Annotated in this window: 12 protein-coding genes; 9 read left to right on the forward strand and 3 right to left on the reverse strand. The window is 70.5% G+C overall.

Features of this window, described 5'->3' with window-relative positions; genetic code table 11:
* Window positions 1-131: 131 nt before the first annotated feature.
* A complete protein-coding gene (locus tag ACSHT8_RS29100; protein WP_436494327.1) occupies window positions 132-3,287 on the forward strand; it encodes a glycosyl hydrolase family 95 catalytic domain-containing protein in 3,156 nt (1,051 codons plus the stop codon).
* 54 nt (window positions 3,288-3,341) lie between these two features.
* Here the strand turns inward: ACSHT8_RS29100 and ACSHT8_RS29105 are convergent, their stop codons facing one another.
* Window positions 3,342-3,764, reverse strand: coding sequence for an acyl-CoA thioesterase (locus tag ACSHT8_RS29105; RefSeq protein WP_436494329.1), 423 nt, complete (start codon window positions 3,762-3,764; stop codon window positions 3,342-3,344).
* Window positions 3,765-3,775: 11 nt separating this feature from the next.
* Window positions 3,776-4,369, reverse strand: a complete 594-nt coding sequence (locus ACSHT8_RS29110) for a mycothiol-dependent nitroreductase Rv2466c family protein (RefSeq protein WP_436494331.1) — start codon at window positions 4,367-4,369, stop codon at window positions 3,776-3,778.
* A gap of 180 nt (window positions 4,370-4,549) precedes the next feature.
* Here ACSHT8_RS29110 and ACSHT8_RS29115 point away from each other — a divergent pair, with 180 nt between their 5' ends.
* Genes ACSHT8_RS29115 through ACSHT8_RS29145 form a run of 7 tightly spaced genes read left to right on the forward strand, consistent with a single transcriptional unit; the run spans window position 4,550 to window position 13,152 of the window.
* A complete protein-coding gene (locus tag ACSHT8_RS29115) occupies window positions 4,550-5,839 on the forward strand; it encodes a lysine N(6)-hydroxylase/L-ornithine N(5)-oxygenase family protein (protein ID WP_436494333.1) in 1,290 nt (429 codons plus the stop codon).
* A gap of 13 nt (window positions 5,840-5,852) precedes the next feature.
* Window positions 5,853-6,215, forward strand: a complete 363-nt coding sequence (locus ACSHT8_RS29120) for a cupin domain-containing protein (RefSeq protein ID WP_436494335.1) — start codon at window positions 5,853-5,855, stop codon at window positions 6,213-6,215.
* Between the two features lie 3 nt (window positions 6,216-6,218).
* Window positions 6,219-7,781, forward strand: a complete 1,563-nt coding sequence (locus ACSHT8_RS29125; protein WP_436494336.1) for a class I tRNA ligase family protein — start codon at window positions 6,219-6,221, stop codon at window positions 7,779-7,781.
* Window positions 7,781-8,761 carry a TauD/TfdA family dioxygenase gene (locus ACSHT8_RS29130; protein ID WP_436494337.1) on the forward strand — a complete coding sequence of 327 codons (981 nt, stop codon included), beginning with the start codon at window positions 7,781-7,783 and terminating at the stop codon, window positions 8,759-8,761. The genes ACSHT8_RS29125 and ACSHT8_RS29130 overlap by 1 nt, the downstream gene beginning before the upstream one ends.
* A 10-nt stretch (window positions 8,762-8,771) precedes the next feature.
* Entirely contained in the window at window positions 8,772-10,649 is a 1,878-nt protein-coding gene (locus ACSHT8_RS29135) for an FAD/NAD(P)-binding protein (RefSeq protein WP_436494339.1), read from the forward strand.
* Window positions 10,646-11,950: an ATP-grasp domain-containing protein gene (locus ACSHT8_RS29140; RefSeq protein WP_436494341.1), complete on the forward strand. Its 1,305-nt coding sequence runs from the start codon at window positions 10,646-10,648 to the stop codon at window positions 11,948-11,950. Before ACSHT8_RS29135 ends, ACSHT8_RS29140 begins: the two co-directional genes overlap by 4 nt.
* Window positions 11,947-13,152 (forward strand): MDR family MFS transporter, encoded by a 1,206-nt coding sequence (locus ACSHT8_RS29145; RefSeq protein WP_436494343.1) that lies wholly within the window; start codon window positions 11,947-11,949, stop codon window positions 13,150-13,152. Before ACSHT8_RS29140 ends, ACSHT8_RS29145 begins: the two co-directional genes overlap by 4 nt.
* 42 nt (window positions 13,153-13,194) lie before the next feature.
* Here the strand turns inward: ACSHT8_RS29145 and ACSHT8_RS29150 are convergent, their stop codons facing one another.
* Window positions 13,195-14,229 carry a questin oxidase family protein gene (locus tag ACSHT8_RS29150; RefSeq protein ID WP_436494345.1) on the reverse strand — a complete coding sequence of 345 codons (1,035 nt, stop codon included), beginning with the start codon at window positions 14,227-14,229 and terminating at the stop codon, window positions 13,195-13,197.
* Between the two features lie 212 nt (window positions 14,230-14,441).
* Between ACSHT8_RS29150 and ACSHT8_RS29155 the strand changes: the two genes are divergently transcribed.
* Window positions 14,442-16,706, forward strand: coding sequence for a right-handed parallel beta-helix repeat-containing protein (locus ACSHT8_RS29155; RefSeq protein ID WP_436494347.1), 2,265 nt, complete (start codon window positions 14,442-14,444; stop codon window positions 16,704-16,706).
* The last annotated feature ends 3 nt before the right edge of the window (window positions 16,707-16,709 follow it).

Below are 16,709 nucleotides of genomic sequence, written 5' to 3' on the forward strand. Positions count from 1 at the left end.
ACTCTCGGCGAAACGACAGCAGGGCCGCGCGATAGCTGCTAAGTCATCTGATGACTACGGAGTGTCGCGCGGCCTCGCTGGGAGACCAATCCGAAGGGCGCTCGATGCGTACACGCCGCGCTAGGTCGAAAGTGTTTACCGCGGTAGCGGTCGCGGGGATGGTGGTCGCGGCGGGGATCGCGGTGCTGCCCGCGACATCGACCGCCCAGGAGATCCAGGCGGTGGACGGCAACACCCTCTGGTACGACGAGCCCGCCTCCGACTGGGAGAGCCGCGCGCTGCCGATCGGCAACGGTGCGATGGGCGGCATGGTCTTCGGCGGGGTTTCCTCCGAGCAGCTGCAATTCAACGAGAAGTCCCTGTGGACCGGTGGTCCCGGCTCGGCGCAGGGCTACGACTTCGGCAACTGGACCTCTCCGCGTCCCGGCGCGATCAACGAGGTCATCGATGTGATCAACCGGGACGGCGAGGCCGACCCGGGGTGGGTCGCGGGCAAGCTCGGACAGCCCAAGCGCGGCTTCGGCGCCCACCAGACCTTCGGCGACCTACGGCTCGACACCGGCACGACCTCCTACACCGGCTACCGGCGCGAGCTGAACATCGGCGACGGCACCGCCAAGGTCGGCTATGTCGCCAACAACGTGACCTACAGCCGCGAGTACTTCGCCAGCTACCCGGGCAACGTGATCGTCGGCAAGTTCGGCGCCAGCCAGGCGGGGAAGGTCTCCTTCACGCTGCGCTACACCTCGCCGCGCAGCGACTTCACCGCCACCGCCACCGGCGGCAAGCTCAAGATCCGCGGCACGCTGGCGGACAACGGCATGATCTTCGAGGCGCAGGTCAAGGTGACCACCGACGGCGGCACCGTGTCCAACTCGAACGGCCAGGTCACGGTCTCCGGGGCGAACAGCGCGACGTTCGTGCTGTCCGCGGGCACCAACTACGCCGACACCTACCCGACCTACCGGGGCGCCGACCCCGCCGCCGCGGTCACCTCCGCGGTGGACACCGCCGCGGCCAAGTCGTTCGACACCCTGCGCGCCGCGCACGTCGCCGACCACAAGGCACTGTTCGACCGGGTCAAGCTCAACATCGGCCAGGTGGTGCCGACCAAGCCCACCGACGACCTGCGCTCGGCCTACACCGGCGGCTCGTCGGCCGACGACCGCGCGCTGGAGGCGCTGTTCTACCAGTACGGCCGCTACCTGCTGATCGCCTCGTCCCGCTCCGGCTCCCTGCCCGCGAACCTGCAGGGCGTGTGGAACAACTCGACTTCGCCGCCGTGGTCGGCCGACTACCACACCAACATCAACGTCCAGATGAACTACTGGCCGGCCGCGCAGGCCAACCTCGCCGAGACCGCCGAGCCGTTCACCCGGTTCGTCGAGAAGCTCAAGGCGCCCGGCGAGAAGTCCGCGACCGACATGTTCGGCACGGCGGGCTGGGTGGTGCAGAACGAGACCAACCCGTTCGGCTTCACCGGCGTGCACGACTGGGCGACCGCGTTCTGGTTCCCCGAGGCCAACGGCTGGCTCGCCTCCCAGGTCTACGACCTCTACGCGTTCAACCAGGACACCACGTTCCTGCAGAACCGGGCCTACCCGCTGCTCAAGGGCGCCGCGCAGTTCTGGCTGGCGAACCTGCGCACCGACCCGCGCGACGGCAAGCTCGTGGCCACCCCCAGCTACTCCCCGGAGCAGGGCGACTTCACCGCGGGCGACGGTATGGCCCAGCAGATCGTGTGGGGCCTGTTCACCGACACCCTCGCCGCGGCCAACAAGCTCGGCGTCGACAGCGCCCTGCGCACCCAGCTGCAGACCGCGCTGAACAACCTCGACCCCGGCCTGCGGGTCGGCTCGTGGGGGCAGCTGCAGGAGTGGAAGGCCGACCTCGACGACCAGAACAACACCCACCGCCACGTCTCGCACCTCTACGCCCTGCACCCCGGACGCCAGATCGCCCCGGTCACGACGCCGACGTTCACCGACGCGGCGAAGGTCTCGCTCACCGCGCGCGGTGACGGCGGCACCGGCTGGAGCAAGGCGTGGAAGATCAACTTCTGGGCCCGGCTGCTTGACGGCGACCACGCGCACAAGATGCTGTCCGAGCAGCTCAAGGGCAGCACGCTGGCCAACCTGTTCGACACGCACCCGCCGTTCCAGATCGACGGCAACTTCGGCGCCACCGCCGGTATCACCGAGATGCTGCTGCAGAGCCAGACCGGCGACATCCAGGTGCTCCCGGCCAAGCCGTCGGCGTGGCCGACCGGGTCGGTCACCGGGCTCAAGGCCCGCGGCAACGTCACCGTCGACGCGAACTGGGCGGCCAACGGGGCCACCGACTTCACCCTGACCCCGGCCAACGCGGGCACGCTCAACGTCCGCAACCCCATGTTCACCGGCACCTACACCCTGACCGACCTGACCACCGGCCAGGCCGTCACGCCCACCCGCAGCGGCGACCGCATCACCTTCACCGCCGTGGCCGGGCACAAGTACAAGGCCACTGGCACCATGCCCGTCACGCCGCCCACCGCAGGCGCGGGTGGCACGATCAGCAACCCGCAGTCCGGCCGCTGTGCCGAACTCGCGGCGGGCAGCTCGGCGCCGGGCACCGCGATCCAGCTCTACGACTGCAACGGAACGGTCGCGCAGAACTGGACCTACCAGGAGTCGACGCAGGCGATCACCGGCCGGGACGGGATCTGTCTCGACGCCACCGGAGGCAGCTCCGCCGACGGCACGAAGCTCATCGCGTGGACGTGTTCCGGCTCGTCCAACCAGAGGTGGACGCTGAACGCCAACGGCACCATCACCGGGGTCGGCGGCAAGTGCGTCGAGGCGGCGGGCGGCGGCACCGCGAACGGCACGAAGCTGCAGCTGTGGACCTGCAACGGCACCGCGGCGCAGAAGTGGGCGGTCCCGCTGGTCAACCCGCAGTCGAGCCGCTGCATGGACGCGGGCGCCACGAACGGCGCCTCGGTCCAGATCGCGAACTGCGCCCAGGGCGTCGCGCAGCGCTGGACGCTCAACGGTCCCACCGGCTCGATCACCGGCAACGGCGGTCGGTGCCTGGACGCCAGCGGCGGCAGCTCGGCCGACGGCACCCAGGTGATCCTGTGGACCTGCACCGGGTCGGCGAACCAGAAGTGGACACTCAACTCCAACGGCACCATCACGGGCGTCGGCGGCAAGTGTCTCGACGTGACCGGCGGGGCGACCGCCGCCGGGACGAGGTTGCAGTTGTGGACCTGCAACGGAAGCGGCGCGCAGAAGTGGATTCTGTGACCGCCTGAATGACTGGGCGAGCGGGCACCGGAGCCCGCTCGCCCAGTTTCGGTTTCAGCAGGGGGACTCGGCGTAGGGCAGCAGCGCGTCGCGCAGCGGCCGGGGGACGTCGGAGAGCTTGGGTTCGGTGGTGGAGCCGACCACGCACGCCACCCGCTGTCTGCCCCGGGCGGCGAGTTTCTCGCTGCCGCCGCGGAAGCGGACGTAGTCGAAGGTGAACTGCAGCTGGGTCCGGGTGAGTTCCTCCAGGCGCATCCTGACCGACAGCTCGTCGGCGGCGAGGATCTCGGAGAAGTACTCGCACTCGGCCTTGACCGTGTGCAGCCGCAGCCCGTCGGCGAGCAGGGTGGGCGCCTCCTCTTTGAGGAAGTTCTCCCGGCAGCGGCCCTGCCAGCGTAGATAGGCCACGAAGTGCACATTGCCGACCAGGGTCGTCTCGTCGGTCTCGACGGTGTGCCTGTACTCGTAGTACCCCATCGAATCCCCTGTCACGATAACGGGTCGCGGGCGCGCTTCATCTCGCTGAAGACGCGCACGGGGGACAGCAGCCGCAGCCCGTCGAGCAGACGGTCGGCGTCCTCGGGGGCCGGGACGGACGACACGACCGGGCCGAAGAAGCCGGGGCCGTCGTCGATCGCGGTCACCGGGCTGCCGGTCTCGGTGCCCACGCGCGCCTGGCCCGCCTCGTGGCTCTGCCGGACGGCCGCGTCGAGCGACTCGTCGTCGGCGGCCTCGATCAGGGTGTCGGGCAGCTCGGCCTCGGCCAGCGCCTCCACGAGCACGTCGCGGGTGAGGTAGCGGTCGGCGGGGCCGTGGACGCGTTCGCCGATCGCGGTGTAGAGGCGGTCGACGGCGTCTTGGCCGTGGCGCTCGTCGGTGGCGGCCAGCACCCGCAGCGCGGCGCGGGCGCGCTGGTGCGCGGCGCGGTAGTTCTCGGGGATTTCCTTGCCCTCGTTGAGGATCGCAAGGCTGAGGAAGCGCCAGCTGACCTTCTCGTCCCGGCGTCCGGCGACGTCCTTGACCCATCGTGACGTGCGCCAGGTGAACGGGCAGCTCGGGTCGAACCACAAGGTGATACTCATCTGCGCCTCCCTTCCTGTGGAATTCACCGCGACCCTACCGGCGCTTGATCCACTGTGGATTCTCCGAGAATGCGGAGTTGACCTCCCGAAACGGACAGCACGGATGAAGATGCGACTTGTCGATCAGTCCTACCAGGATGACGGCAGACCGCAGTTCAGAAGTAGTTGGGGGAGTGGGATATGGCGCATCGCGACGTGGAACTGCTCGCCATCGGCGCGGGACCGGCGAACCTGGCCCTCGCGGTGGCCCTCGACGAGTTGGCCCCCGACGAACTGGCGGTGAACTCGCTGGTCATCGAGCAGGCCGACACCGTGTCGTGGCAGCGGGGCATGCTGCTGCCGGGGGCGCACAGCCAGGTCTCGTTCCTCAAAGACCTGGTGACGTTGCGCGACCCGCGCAGCCGGTTCTCCTTCGTCAACTACCTGCACTCGATCGGCAGGCTCAGCGACTTCATCAACCTCGGCGACTTCTGGCCGTACCGGCAGGAGATCTCCGACTACTTCCAGTGGGCCGCCGACTCGCTGGCCAAGGTCCAAGTGGAATACCGCCGCCGCTGTGTCGGGGTGGAACCGTGCCGCGACGACGCGGGCACCGTCACCGGCTGGCTGACCCGGCTGGCCGACGGGTCGACCATCCACAGTCGCTACCTGGTCGTCGGCGCGGGCCGCGATCCCTTTGTCCCCACCGAGTTCGCCACGCTTCCCGCCGAGCGCGTCGTGCACAGCACCGAGTACCTGCCCAGGATCGCCCGGCTGGACAAGGACGCGCCACACCGGATCGCGGTGATCGGCGGCGCGCAGAGCGCCGCGGAGATGTTCGACGCCGTCCAGACGGACTTGCCCGGCTGCAAGCCGACGCTGGTGATGCGGTCGGTCGGGCTGAAGACCTATGAGAACAGCAAGTTCACCAACGAGCTGTACTACCCGGGCGCGGTCGACGACTTCTTCACCGCCCGGCCGGAGGCCCGCGAGCAGATCATGCGGGAAATGCACATCACCAACTACTCCGGACTCGCGCCGGACCTGCTGGAGAAGCTGTACCGCGGCCTCTACCTCGACCGCATGAACGGGACGGGCAGGCTGGCCGTGGTCACCATGACCGAGGTGACCGCCGCGTTCGAGGACGGCCAGGACGTCGTGCTCGAACTGACCGACCGCCGCACCGGGGCCGTCGAGGAACTGCGGTGCGACCTGGTCCTGCTGGGCACCGGCTTCGTCCGCCGGCAGCCCGCGCTGGTGCGGGGCCTGGCCAAGTCCCTCGGCCTGAGCCGGGTCGAGGTCACCCGCGACTACCGGCTGCGGCTGGGCGCGCCCGCCACCGGCGCCTGCTACCTGCAGGGCGTCAACGAGGCGACCCACGGCATCAGCGACTCGCTGCTGAGCGTGCTCGCCGTGCGGGGTGCCGACATCGCCGCCGACATCCTCGCCCGCCGGGCCCAGCCAGCCGACCTGGTGCCCGCCGCCCGCTGACAAGGAGACTTCCGTGGAGATCCGCGGTCTGGACCGGGACCGACTGGGACCGGACAACAACCACTCACAGCGCCTGCTGCCGTGGTCGGCGCTCAACGCCCCGTTCGAGGGCGCGTGGTGTCTGATCAAGCCCGGCACGTCGTCGGTGCGCCACGCCCACCACGAGTACGAGATCTTCATCGCCGTCACCGGTACCGCCGTGCTGGAGTCCGAGGGCGAGCGCACGACGTTCACCGCGGGCGACGTCGTCCACTTCCCGCCGTTCACCGAGCACCAGGTGATCAACGACGGCGCCGAGGACTTCGAGATGTACACGGTGTGGTGGGACATGGAGATGAGCAAGGTCTTCGCCGCGCGGCACGAGGGCGAGGGCTGAGCGATGGCCGACCACTTACGCCGCGCCATCGTCATCGACACCCCGCCGACCTCCAACGGCGACCTGCACGTCGGGCACCTGGCCGGGCCGTTCCTCGCCGCCGACGTCCACGCCCGCTACCTGCGCTCGATCGGCCGCGACGTGGTGTTCTCCAGCGGGACCGACGACAGCCAGACCTACGTGCTGGCCAGCGCCCGCCGCAAGGGGATCAGCCCGCGCGAGCTGAGCGGCGAGTCGTGGCACGCGATCCGCCAGACCCTGGCCGACATGGGCATCTCGCTCGACGGCTTCGCGCCTTACGACGACCGCTACCGCGCCTCGGTGCTCGACTTCGTCAACGCCCTGTACGCCGCGGGCAAGTTCGAGCCGCGAACGGTCCAACTGCCGTACAACGAGCGGACTGGCGAGTACCTGGTCGAGGGCCTGGTCTGCGGCTATTGCCCGGTCTGCCTGGTGCGCAGCCGCGGCGGGCTGTGCGAGAGCTGCGGCCACCCCAACAACTTCGACGAGCTGGTCGAACCGCGGTCCACAATGGACCCCGACGACCCGGTCACCCATCGCGCGGCCGACATCCTGGTGCTGCCGATGGAGCGGTACCGCGACCAGCTCACCGAGTTCTACCTGGCCCGCGAGTCGCGGATGCGCCCGCACACCGTGCAGCTGTTCCGCGAGGTGCTGGCCCGGCCGCTGCCGGACTTCCCGATCACCTACCCCGTCTCGTGGGGCATCCCGGCGCCGTTCGAGGAGACGCCAGGCCAGGTGATCAACGCGTGGGTCGAGGGGATGCCCGCGGTCATGTACTGCACCGCGTTCGCCGCCGAGCAGCTCGGCGAGGGAGTCACCTCCGACGACGAGCACTGGCTGGCCGAGGGCGACGCCGAGGTCATCTACTTCATCGGCTTCGACAACGTCTACTTCTGGGGCCTGACCCACGTGGCCCTGCTGATGGCGCACGAGGGCCGCTATGTCCTGCCGGACGCGATCATCTCCAACGAGTTCTACGAGCTGGAGAACGCGAAGTTCTCCACCAGCCTCGGCCACGTCCTGCACACCAGGGACCTGCTCGCCGAGCTGCCGCGCGACCTGATCCGGTTCTACCTCGCGCTGAGCGCCCCGGAGCACCAGACGACCAACTTCGGCCGCGACGCGCTGGCCAAGATCACCGGGGAGCGGCTGGTCGAGCCGTGGAACCGGTTGTCCGGGCTGCTCGGCAAGGCCGTCGCGGACGCCGGGGTCGACGGCGTCGCACTGCCGGTGTCGGACTCGGTGCGGCAGCGGGCGCAAGCGGTGCTCGACCGGTTCCGCGTCTGCTACGAACTCGACACCTACAGCCTGACCAGGGCCGCGACGCTCATCGTCGACCAGCTCAGCAGGCTGGCGGCCACCGCGGGCGTCGCCGTCGACGCCCGGCTCGCCGACCTGCTGTTCGAGGTGAGAGCACTGCTCACCGGGGCGGCGCCCATCCTGATCGACCTGGCCGAGACGTGCGGCTGCGCGGGCCCCTGGGCCGACGCCGCGACCGTGACCCCCTTCGCCCTCCCCACGTTCGAGAAGGCGGCCCGGTGATGTCGACCCCCACGATCAGCTCCGCGCGGGTCGTCACGCTCGACACCGCCGACGCCGCGCAGGTGCACCGGGTGGCCCTCGACCTGTGCAGCTGGGGCGACGAGCAGGTCGACGACCCGGCCTGGGTGACGACCGCGCGCGACGCGTCGGCGTGGCTGCCCGCCGCGCTGCGCCGCACCCTGCGCCAGTTCCGCCGCGACTCCGGCCCCACCGGCACGCTGCTCGTGCGCGGGCTGCCGGTCGACAGCGCGGCCATGCCCGCCACCCCGAACGTCGACGGCTCGGTCCAGCGGCTGGTCACCGTGCCCGCGGCCGTGCTGATGACGGCCGCCTGCGAGCTGGGCGAACCGGCCGCGTTCCGGGCCGAGAAGTCCGGGGCGCTGGTCCAGGACGTCGTGCCCGTGCCGGGCCGGGAGGCGTTCCAGGGCAACGCGGGATCGGTGCTGCTGTCGTTCCACAACGAGAACGCCTTCCACCGGCACCGGCCCGACTTCGTCATGCTGCTGTGCCTGCGGCCAGACCACGACCGCGTCGCCGGCCTGCGCACGGTCTGCGTCCGGGAAGTGCTGCCCCGGCTGACTGGGGCGGTGCGGGAGGCGCTGTTCAGCCCCGAGTTCGTCACCGACCCGCCGCCGTCGTTCGGCGCGGCCGCGGGCGGGGGTGAGCCGCACGCGGTGTTCCACGGCGCGCCCGACGACCCGGACATGCGGGTCGACCTGGCCGCCACCACCGCGCTGACCCCGCGTGCCGAGAATGCACTCGCCGAGCTGGCGCAGGTGTTCGACGCGGCGGCCACCACGGTCCGGCTCGACGCGGGTGATCTGGCCATTGTGGACAACCGGGTCGCCGCGCACGGCCGCACCGCGTTCCAGCCGCGCTACGACGGCGTGGACCGCTGGCTGCAGCGCACGTTCGTCTCGACCGACCTGCGCCGGTCGCGTGACCACCGGCCGCACGACGGCTACGTGCTCGACCGGTAAGGGGTGGGACATGACCGAACCGCTCGTCGTGGTCATCATCGGCGCGGGCCCGCGGGGGACCGGGATACTCGAACGCCTGCTGGCCAACGCCAGTGTCCTGGACCTGCCGCGCCCGCTGCGGATCGAGCTGGTCGACCCGTATCCGCCCGGCGGCGGCCGGGTATGGCGCGAACAGCAGTCGTCGCTGATGTGGATGAACGCGATGGCGGGCAACGTCACCATGTTCACCGACGACACGGTCCAGTGCGAGGGGCCGATCCGGCCGGGGCCGTCGCTGAGCGAGTGGGCGGCGGCCGACGGCACGCACTGGGACGTGCTCGGCATGAGCTTCGCCAGCAGGCAGGTGCAGAGCCGCTACCTGAGCTGGGTGTTCGACCGCATCGTGGCCGACGCGCCGCCCGGGGTCACCGTGACCGTGCACGAGACGCGCGCGACCAGGCTGGAAGGCGGCCACGGTGAGCGCCAGACGGTGTGGCTGGCCGACCGGGACGAGCCACTGGTCGCCGACTCGGTGATCCTCGCGCTGGGCCACCAGGAGGCCGAGCCGACCGAGGAGGACCTGCGGGTCGCCGGGTTCGCCGCGCGCCACGGCCTGCGCTACCTGTCCAGCGCCTACACCGCCGACGCCGACCTGTCCGGGTTCAAGCCGGGGGAGAACGTGGTGTTGCGCGGCTTCGGCGCCGCGTTCGTCGACGTCATGGCCCTGCTGACGGAGGGCCGCGGCGGCGAGTACGTGACGGAGGAGGGCAGGTTGCGGTACGTGCCGTGCGGGCAGGAACCCGTGCTGTACGTGGGTTCCCGGCGCGGTGTGCCGCAGCGGGCCAAGATCGCCTACCGGCTCTGTGGCTCACCCGCGCCGCTGCCCCGGTTCTTCGACGCCGCCGCGCTCGACGAGGTGCTGGTCGACCACGAGCGCGTCGACTTCTACGCCGACCTCTGGCCGCTGATGGCCAAGGAGATCGGCTGGGGCTACTACCACGAGCTGTTCACCGCCCACCCGCACCGAGTCATGTCCGACTGGCCCGAGTTCGCCGCCGCCTACGCGGAGTGCGACTGGAACAGCGCGTCGATGCGCGAGCTTGTGGAGATGGCGGTGCTCGAACCCGCCGACCGGCTCGACCTCGCCGCGCTCGACCGGCCACTGGACGGGCTTTCGCTGCCCGGTCTGGCCGACGTGCAGTGCCGGGTGCGCCGCCACGTCGCCGCCGACCTGCGGCGCCGCAACGAGTTCATCCACAGCGCCGACCTGGGCGCCTACCACGCGATGCTGTCGGTCAACCGGCAGCTGCGCCAGCTCAAAGCCGCCGAGAAGCTGTCCGCGCGCTCGATGGTCGAGGACGTGCACGGCTGGTGGCAGGGGTTCTTCGAGTACTACACCAGCGGCCCGCCCGCGCAGCGCAGCCGCCAGCTGCTCGCCCTGTCCGAGGCGGGCGTGCTGCGGTTCCTCGGCGCGGACATGTGGGTGGCCACCGACGACGACCTCGGCGTCTTCGTCGCGGGCAGCGCCACCACCCCCGACAGCGTCGAGGCGACGGCGCTGGTGGAGGCTCGCCTGCCGCAGGCGGACCTGAGCCGGACCACCGACCCGCTGCTGCGCGGGCTCTACCTGCGCGGGGAGGCCACCGACCACGTGCTGTCCGACGACGACGGCTTCCAGCACAGCTCGGGGCTGCTTCTGGTGTCCACATCGGACTTCCAGGTGCTCGACCGCGCGGGCACGCCGCACCCGCGCCGGTACGCGATCGGCCCGTTCACCAACGTGCGCCATTTCGCCACCTTCGCCACGCCCCGGTCGAACGCGGTCTCGTTCCGCCAGAACGACAGCATCGCCCGCGGCGCGCTCCTCAGTTTCGCCCAAGAACCCTTGCGCAAAGGATCGGACACATGAACACTCGCCCGCCCGCCATCCTCTTCATGGGTGACCTGGTGATCGTCGCCCGCCAGACCCGGCTCATCACCGAGGCCCACCGCCGCGGCTACGCGCCTCTGCTCGTGGTCACGCCGTACACCGACCCGGCCCGTCTGGCGGAGCTGCGCGCCGATCCCGACCACCCGCTGTCGAAGCTGGCCGACGTGGTCGAGGTCGAGGACGCCAAGGTCGACTTCGTGGTGCCCGGAATCCAGCCGCTGCTGCGCCGCTACGACGTCAAGGCCGTGCTGTGCATCGGCGACTTCTTCGTCGAGCCGGTCGGCGTGGTCGCGGACTGCCTCGGCGTGCCGGGGGCGGGCTCGGCGGCCAGCCGCATGAGCCGCAACAAGATGCTCCAGCGCACGGCCCTGCCGGACCTGTCGCCGACGTTCCAGGTGGTCACCCCCGGCGAGCGCGGCGGCCCGATCGCCGACGACGTCACGTTCCCCGTGGTGGTCAAGCCGGTGGGCCGCTTCTCCAGCCTGGGTGTGCGGCAGGTGCACGAGCGCTCGGAACTGGCCGATGTGCTCGCCACCTACCCGGAGGACGAGACGGTGCTGGTCGAGAGCCGGGTCGTCGGCCCGGAGTTCTCGGTGGAGGCGCTGACCCAGAACGGCCAGGTGCTGTGGTCCGGGGTCACCAGCAAGCGCACCAACGAGTCCGGTGGCGTCTTCTTCACCGAGATGGGGCACACCTCGCCCGCCGAGCTGTCCGATGTGGACCGGCAGGCGCTCGTGGACGCGAACGCCGAGGTGCTGCGGCGACTGGGCTTCCGGGATGGGATCAGCCACGCGGAGTTCCGGCTGTCGGCGTCCGGGCCGGTGATGATGGAGATCGCGACGCGGCTGCCGGGGGACGGCATCACGTTCCTGTGGGAGCTGGCGACGGGCCAGCCGCTGGAGCCGGTGATGATCGACCTGGCGCTGGGCCTGCCCACGTCGTACCCGGAGCCGCGCAGGCGGGCGTGCCAGGTCTACCTGGAGCACGAGTACGGCGCGCTCCGCGACGTCACGAGCACGGACGCCCCGGTCTCGTGGGTCACGCGCGACGACACCTGGCCCGCGTTCACCCCGCAGGCCGCCGACGCGCCCGCCCAGGCGCATTCGGTGCTGGTCACGGTCGTGCCGGGTGAGGAGTTGGGCCCGCAGACCGACTCGGAGGCCCGGTCGGCGTCGGTGATCTTCGACCTGCCGCTGGCCGAGGAGACCGCGCCGCTGGTGCCGAAGTACGCCGCGACCGTCACCATCGAGGTCGACGCCGAGGGCCGGAGCGCGGCATGAGTGGGTTGCGGACCGCGGTCCACGAACGCTTCGGCGGGCTGCCGCGGTCGTACTGGGTGCTGTGGGGCGGCACGTTCGTCAACCGGCTGGGGACGATGGTCCAGCCGTTCTTCGCCTTCTACCTGACGGGTTCCCGTGGCCTGTCGGTCGCCGAGGTCGGCGCGGTGCTGACGGTGTTCGGCGCGGGCGCGTTCTTCTCGCAGCTGCTGTCGGGCGCGCTGGCCGACAAGTACGGGCGGCGGATCACGCTGACCGGCGGCATGCTCGCCACGGCCGTGATCATGCTGACGCTGGCCTACAGCGAGAACCTGGCGGTGATCGTCGGGTGCATGTTCCTGCTCGGCGTCGCGATGGAGATCTACCGGCCCGCGTCGAGCGCGCTGGTGGGCGACATCATCCCGGTGAAGGACCGGACCCGCGCGTTCGCGCTGCTGTTCTGGGCGGTGAATCTCGGGTTCACCGGGGGCGTGCTGACCGGTGGCGCGCTGGCCGGTGGCGGGATCATCTGGCTGTTCTGGATCGACGCGATCACCTGCGTGGCGTTCGGCCTGCTGGTGTGGTTCCTGGTCCCGGCCGCGCACGAGGCGCCGCGCGACGCGTCGGGCACGGGCTCGTTCCGGATGGTGCTGCGGGACCGGGTCATGGTGATCTTCACCGGCATCACGCTGGTCTACGCGGTGGTGTACCACCAGTCGATGATCACGCTGCCACTGGCGATGAAGGCCGACGGGCTTTCCCCGGCGGCGTACGGCATCGCGCTCGCGGTGAACGGTGTCGTGGTGGTGCTGATCCAACCGCTGGTGGTGAACTGGCTGGGCAAGCACGACCACAGCCGGGTCGCCGCGGTGGGCATGACGCTGGTGGGTGTCGGCTTCGGGTTGACCATGCTGGTGTCCACGACCGTCGGATACATGGCGACGGTCGTCGTCTGGTCGCTCGGCGAGATCGTGGTGACCGGCGTCAGCGCCGCGATCGCGACGAACCTCGCGCCCCCGCACCTGCGCGGCAGGTACATGGGCGTCTACGGATTCGCCTTCTCGCTGAGCAACCTGATCTCCCCGGCGATCGGCACCGGGCTGCTCAGCCTGGGGCCCGCCGTGCTGTGGTCGGTGCTGGCGGTGCTCGCCATCGCCGCGTCGGTGGTGCAGTTGGCGATCGCGCCCGCGATCCGGGAACGCACCGGGGAATTGGCGTCGGTGTAGCGCTGGCTGGTCCCTCCCCGGTCGGGGAGGGACCAGGCTCGCTCAGCCGCCCAGCAGACCCCTGATCCGGACCGCCGCCGCGAGCACGTCGGGGTCCTCGGTGCGGCCGTAGACCTCCACGGCCGTGTCGGTGAACTTGATGACGTGCTCGTCGCCGTTCTCGGCCGCCCGGGCGAGGACCTCGGCGACCGGGTCGGCCACGTTCGGCGCCTCGGGCAGCGTGTCCCGTGGCGCGCCGTCGACCGGCGCGTACATCGCGATCAGCGCCGCGCTGGCCGCCCACGCGCTGGTGAGGCTCGGCGCCCACAGTTCCCTTGGCAGCGCGGGCAATGAGTGGAGCACCGCGTTCGGCGCGGTGGCGATGTGGACCAGCAGGACCGGGCTGGCGTGGCCGTGCGTCAGGTACTTCCTGGTGGCGGCGGCCACCAGGTCGGTGAGGCGGCGCTGTGCGTCGTCCGGGTCGGCGGCGGGCCGCATCGCGGCGAGCGCCGTGGTGAACTCCGAGCCCAGCCTGCCAAGGCGCGTGGCCAGAAAGCCTTGCTGGATCGGGATTCTCGGCACGGACTCCAGCGCGGCGAACGAGTCGAGGCTGCCCGCCGGGTCGGCGACCGGGACGCCGATCGACCGCGCCGCCCACCACGCCAGGCCGTGGGCCAGTTCGACGATCGCGGGCTCGCTCTCGTCGCCCGCCAGCAGAGTCCGCAGGGCGTGGCTGACGCGGATGACGCCGTGGGTGGCGCCCGCGGCGATGCCCGGCAGCAGGCGCGGCCACCACACCGCGAGGACCTCGCGCCACGGGTGGCTGTGCAGTTCCTCGGTGAAGTACTGGACCCAGTCGGCGATGCGGCCGAAGTCGCTGAGCGCGGACTGCCAGGTGGCGTCGGTGAGGCGTTCCGTCGGGGCGGGCAGTTCGTCGAGGCGGCGGATGTAGTGGTCGAGCCAGGTGGGCACCAGGTCCGCGTGACCGCGGCGGACCAGGACCTCGGCGGCCATCGGTCCGTGGTTGGACAGTTCGTCGCCCCATTCCGGGCCTGATCCGTGCAGGCGGGCGTAGGCCTCGTCCAGGATCTCGTTCACGACCCCGATCTCCTTCGATTTCGGTGAGCGACTCTTCACCGCACGTTACAGGGGGCCACCGACAGTCCTCCCTGAGTGACAGCGGGCTCGTCTTGAGCGGTCTAGTTGTCTGACCTTTCGGTGGGTCATTGCCGGCCTTTGGTGTCTGGTGTCACAATCTCCCGATATTCATCCGATGTATGACGGATGCCCGTGGTTGACCGGGAGGAACAATGTTGTTCACGGCACGGCGCGCGGCCTTGGCCGCCTTGTGTCTCACCTTGTTGCCTGTCACGTCCGCGCACGCGGCGACCCAGGCGACGCTCTACGCCGCGCCCAACGGCTCGGGCACCGCCTGCACCCAGGCCGCGCCGTGCTCGCTCGACGGGGCGCGCACCAAGGTGCGGGGGATGACCGCGGGCCAGACCGGCGACATCGTGGTCACGCTCGCGGGCGGCACCTACCGGCTGGCGGGCACCTTCACCCTCGGGTCGGCCGACTCCGGCCGCAACGGCCACAAGGTGATCTGGACCGCCGCGGCCGGGGCGACGCCCGTGCTGAACGGCGGCAAGGTCGTCAGCGGCTGGCAGAAGACCGACGCGGCCAAGGAGATCTGGCGCGCGCCGCTGCCGTCGGGCGCCACGCCGCGCCAGCTCTACGTCAACGGCAGTCCGCGGCCGCGCGCGGCGGCGCCCGGCTGTGTCAAAGCGGTGTGCCCGGTCAGCACCACCGGCCTTGGCGGTGCCGCGGCGACGGGGATCGGGGCCCTGTCCCACCCGGAGGACGTCGAGCTGTCGATGAAGCAGCGCTGGCGCAACTACCGGTGCGGAGTGTCCTCTGTGTCCGGTGACACGCTGGTGATGGAACAGCCGTGCTGGAAGAACTCCCTGCCCGGCACCAACCGCACGAGCCCCGCCTGGGACAACACCACCGTCGACAAGGCGGCGGGCGTCGAGTTCTTCGAGAACGCCTACGAGTTCATCGACGCGCCGGGCGAGTGGTTCGCCGACATCCGCGCGGGTTACGTCTACTACAAGGTCCTCTACCCGGGCAGCGACCCGAACGGCGGCACCGTCGAGGTCCCGGTGGTGGAGACCCTGCTGCAGCTGTCCGGCACGACCGCCGACCCGGTGCACGACATCGAGATCGACGGCATCACCTTCGCCTACAGCACGTGGAACCAGCCCAAGACCACGGAGGGCTACGCGGGCACGCAGGCGGGCCTGAGCCTGCTCGGCTTCACCGGCCCCTCGGAGATGGCGGGCCGCTACTACTCCAAGCCCGCGGCGGCCGTGACCGTGCGCACCGGGCGGAACATCGTGTTCAGCGACTCCACGTTCACCCATCTCGGCGGCGCGGGCCTCAAGCTGGAGGCGGGCACCCAGCACTCCACCGTCACCCGCAACACGTTCACCGACATCTCCAACGGCGGGGTGTACGTCGGCGACACCGAGCCCGACCCCACCCCGGAGCTGACGTCGCTGGACAACACGGTGTCGTACAACCGGATCAGCTGGACGGGCAAGGAGTTCACCGACAGCGTCGCGATCTGGGCGGGCTACGACGCCGAGCTGGTCATCGACCACAACACGCTGTCGAACCTGCCGTACTCGGGCATCAGCGTCGGGTGGGGCTGGAACCAGCCGGAGGCGCGGGAGTCCGCGCTGCGGGACAACCAGATCACCAACAACGCGATCACCAACGTGATGATGCCCTCCGCCCACCAGCACGACGGCGGCGGCATCTACACCCAGGGCGCGCAGCCCCGGTCGGTGATCACCGGCAACTACGTCAACCGCAGCGCCTACGCCAACACCGAACGCGACGGCAACGGCATCTACCTCGACGAGCAGAGCTCGTACCTGACCGTCGAGCGCAACGTCGTCACCAGGGTCGGCTACAAGTGGGTGTCCAACTGGGCGTCGTGGGGCATCAACAACACGGTGACCGGCAACTGGTCCGACACCGTCGCGCCGGCGCTGTCGGGCACCGGCAGCACGATGACCAACAACCAGACCGCGCTGCTCTCCCTGCCCGCCGAGGCGCTGGCCGTGGCGAACGCGGCCGGTGCGGGCGGCACGGTCGTGGAGCAGTTGGCCGTCGACCACGCGCGCGGCAAGACCGCCACGCAGTCGTCCACCTCGGTCGCGGCCTCGGCGGCGAACGACGGGAACACGACCAACTACAGCTCCACCACCAGCCAGAGCCAGCCGTACTGGCAGGTCGACCTGGGCTCGGCGAAGTCGATCACCCAGGTGGAGCTCTGGAACGGCAACGCGTGGGGCAGCCTGACCAACTTCACCGTGCTGGTCTCGGACAACCCGTTCACGTCGGCCACCCTCGCGGGCGCGAAGGCCGAACCGGGTGTGACTTGGTACCAGCACGCGGGCACGTCGCTGCGCCCGAGCTTCGTGGACGTCGGGCGCACCGGGCGGTATGTCCGCATCCAGCTGGCGAACACGGCGACGCTGTCGCTCGCGGAGGTGAAGGTGCATTGATCG

It is taken from the genome of Actinokineospora sp. HUAS TT18 (assembly GCF_051364635.1).
GTDB lineage: Bacteria > Actinomycetota > Actinomycetes > Mycobacteriales > Pseudonocardiaceae > Actinokineospora.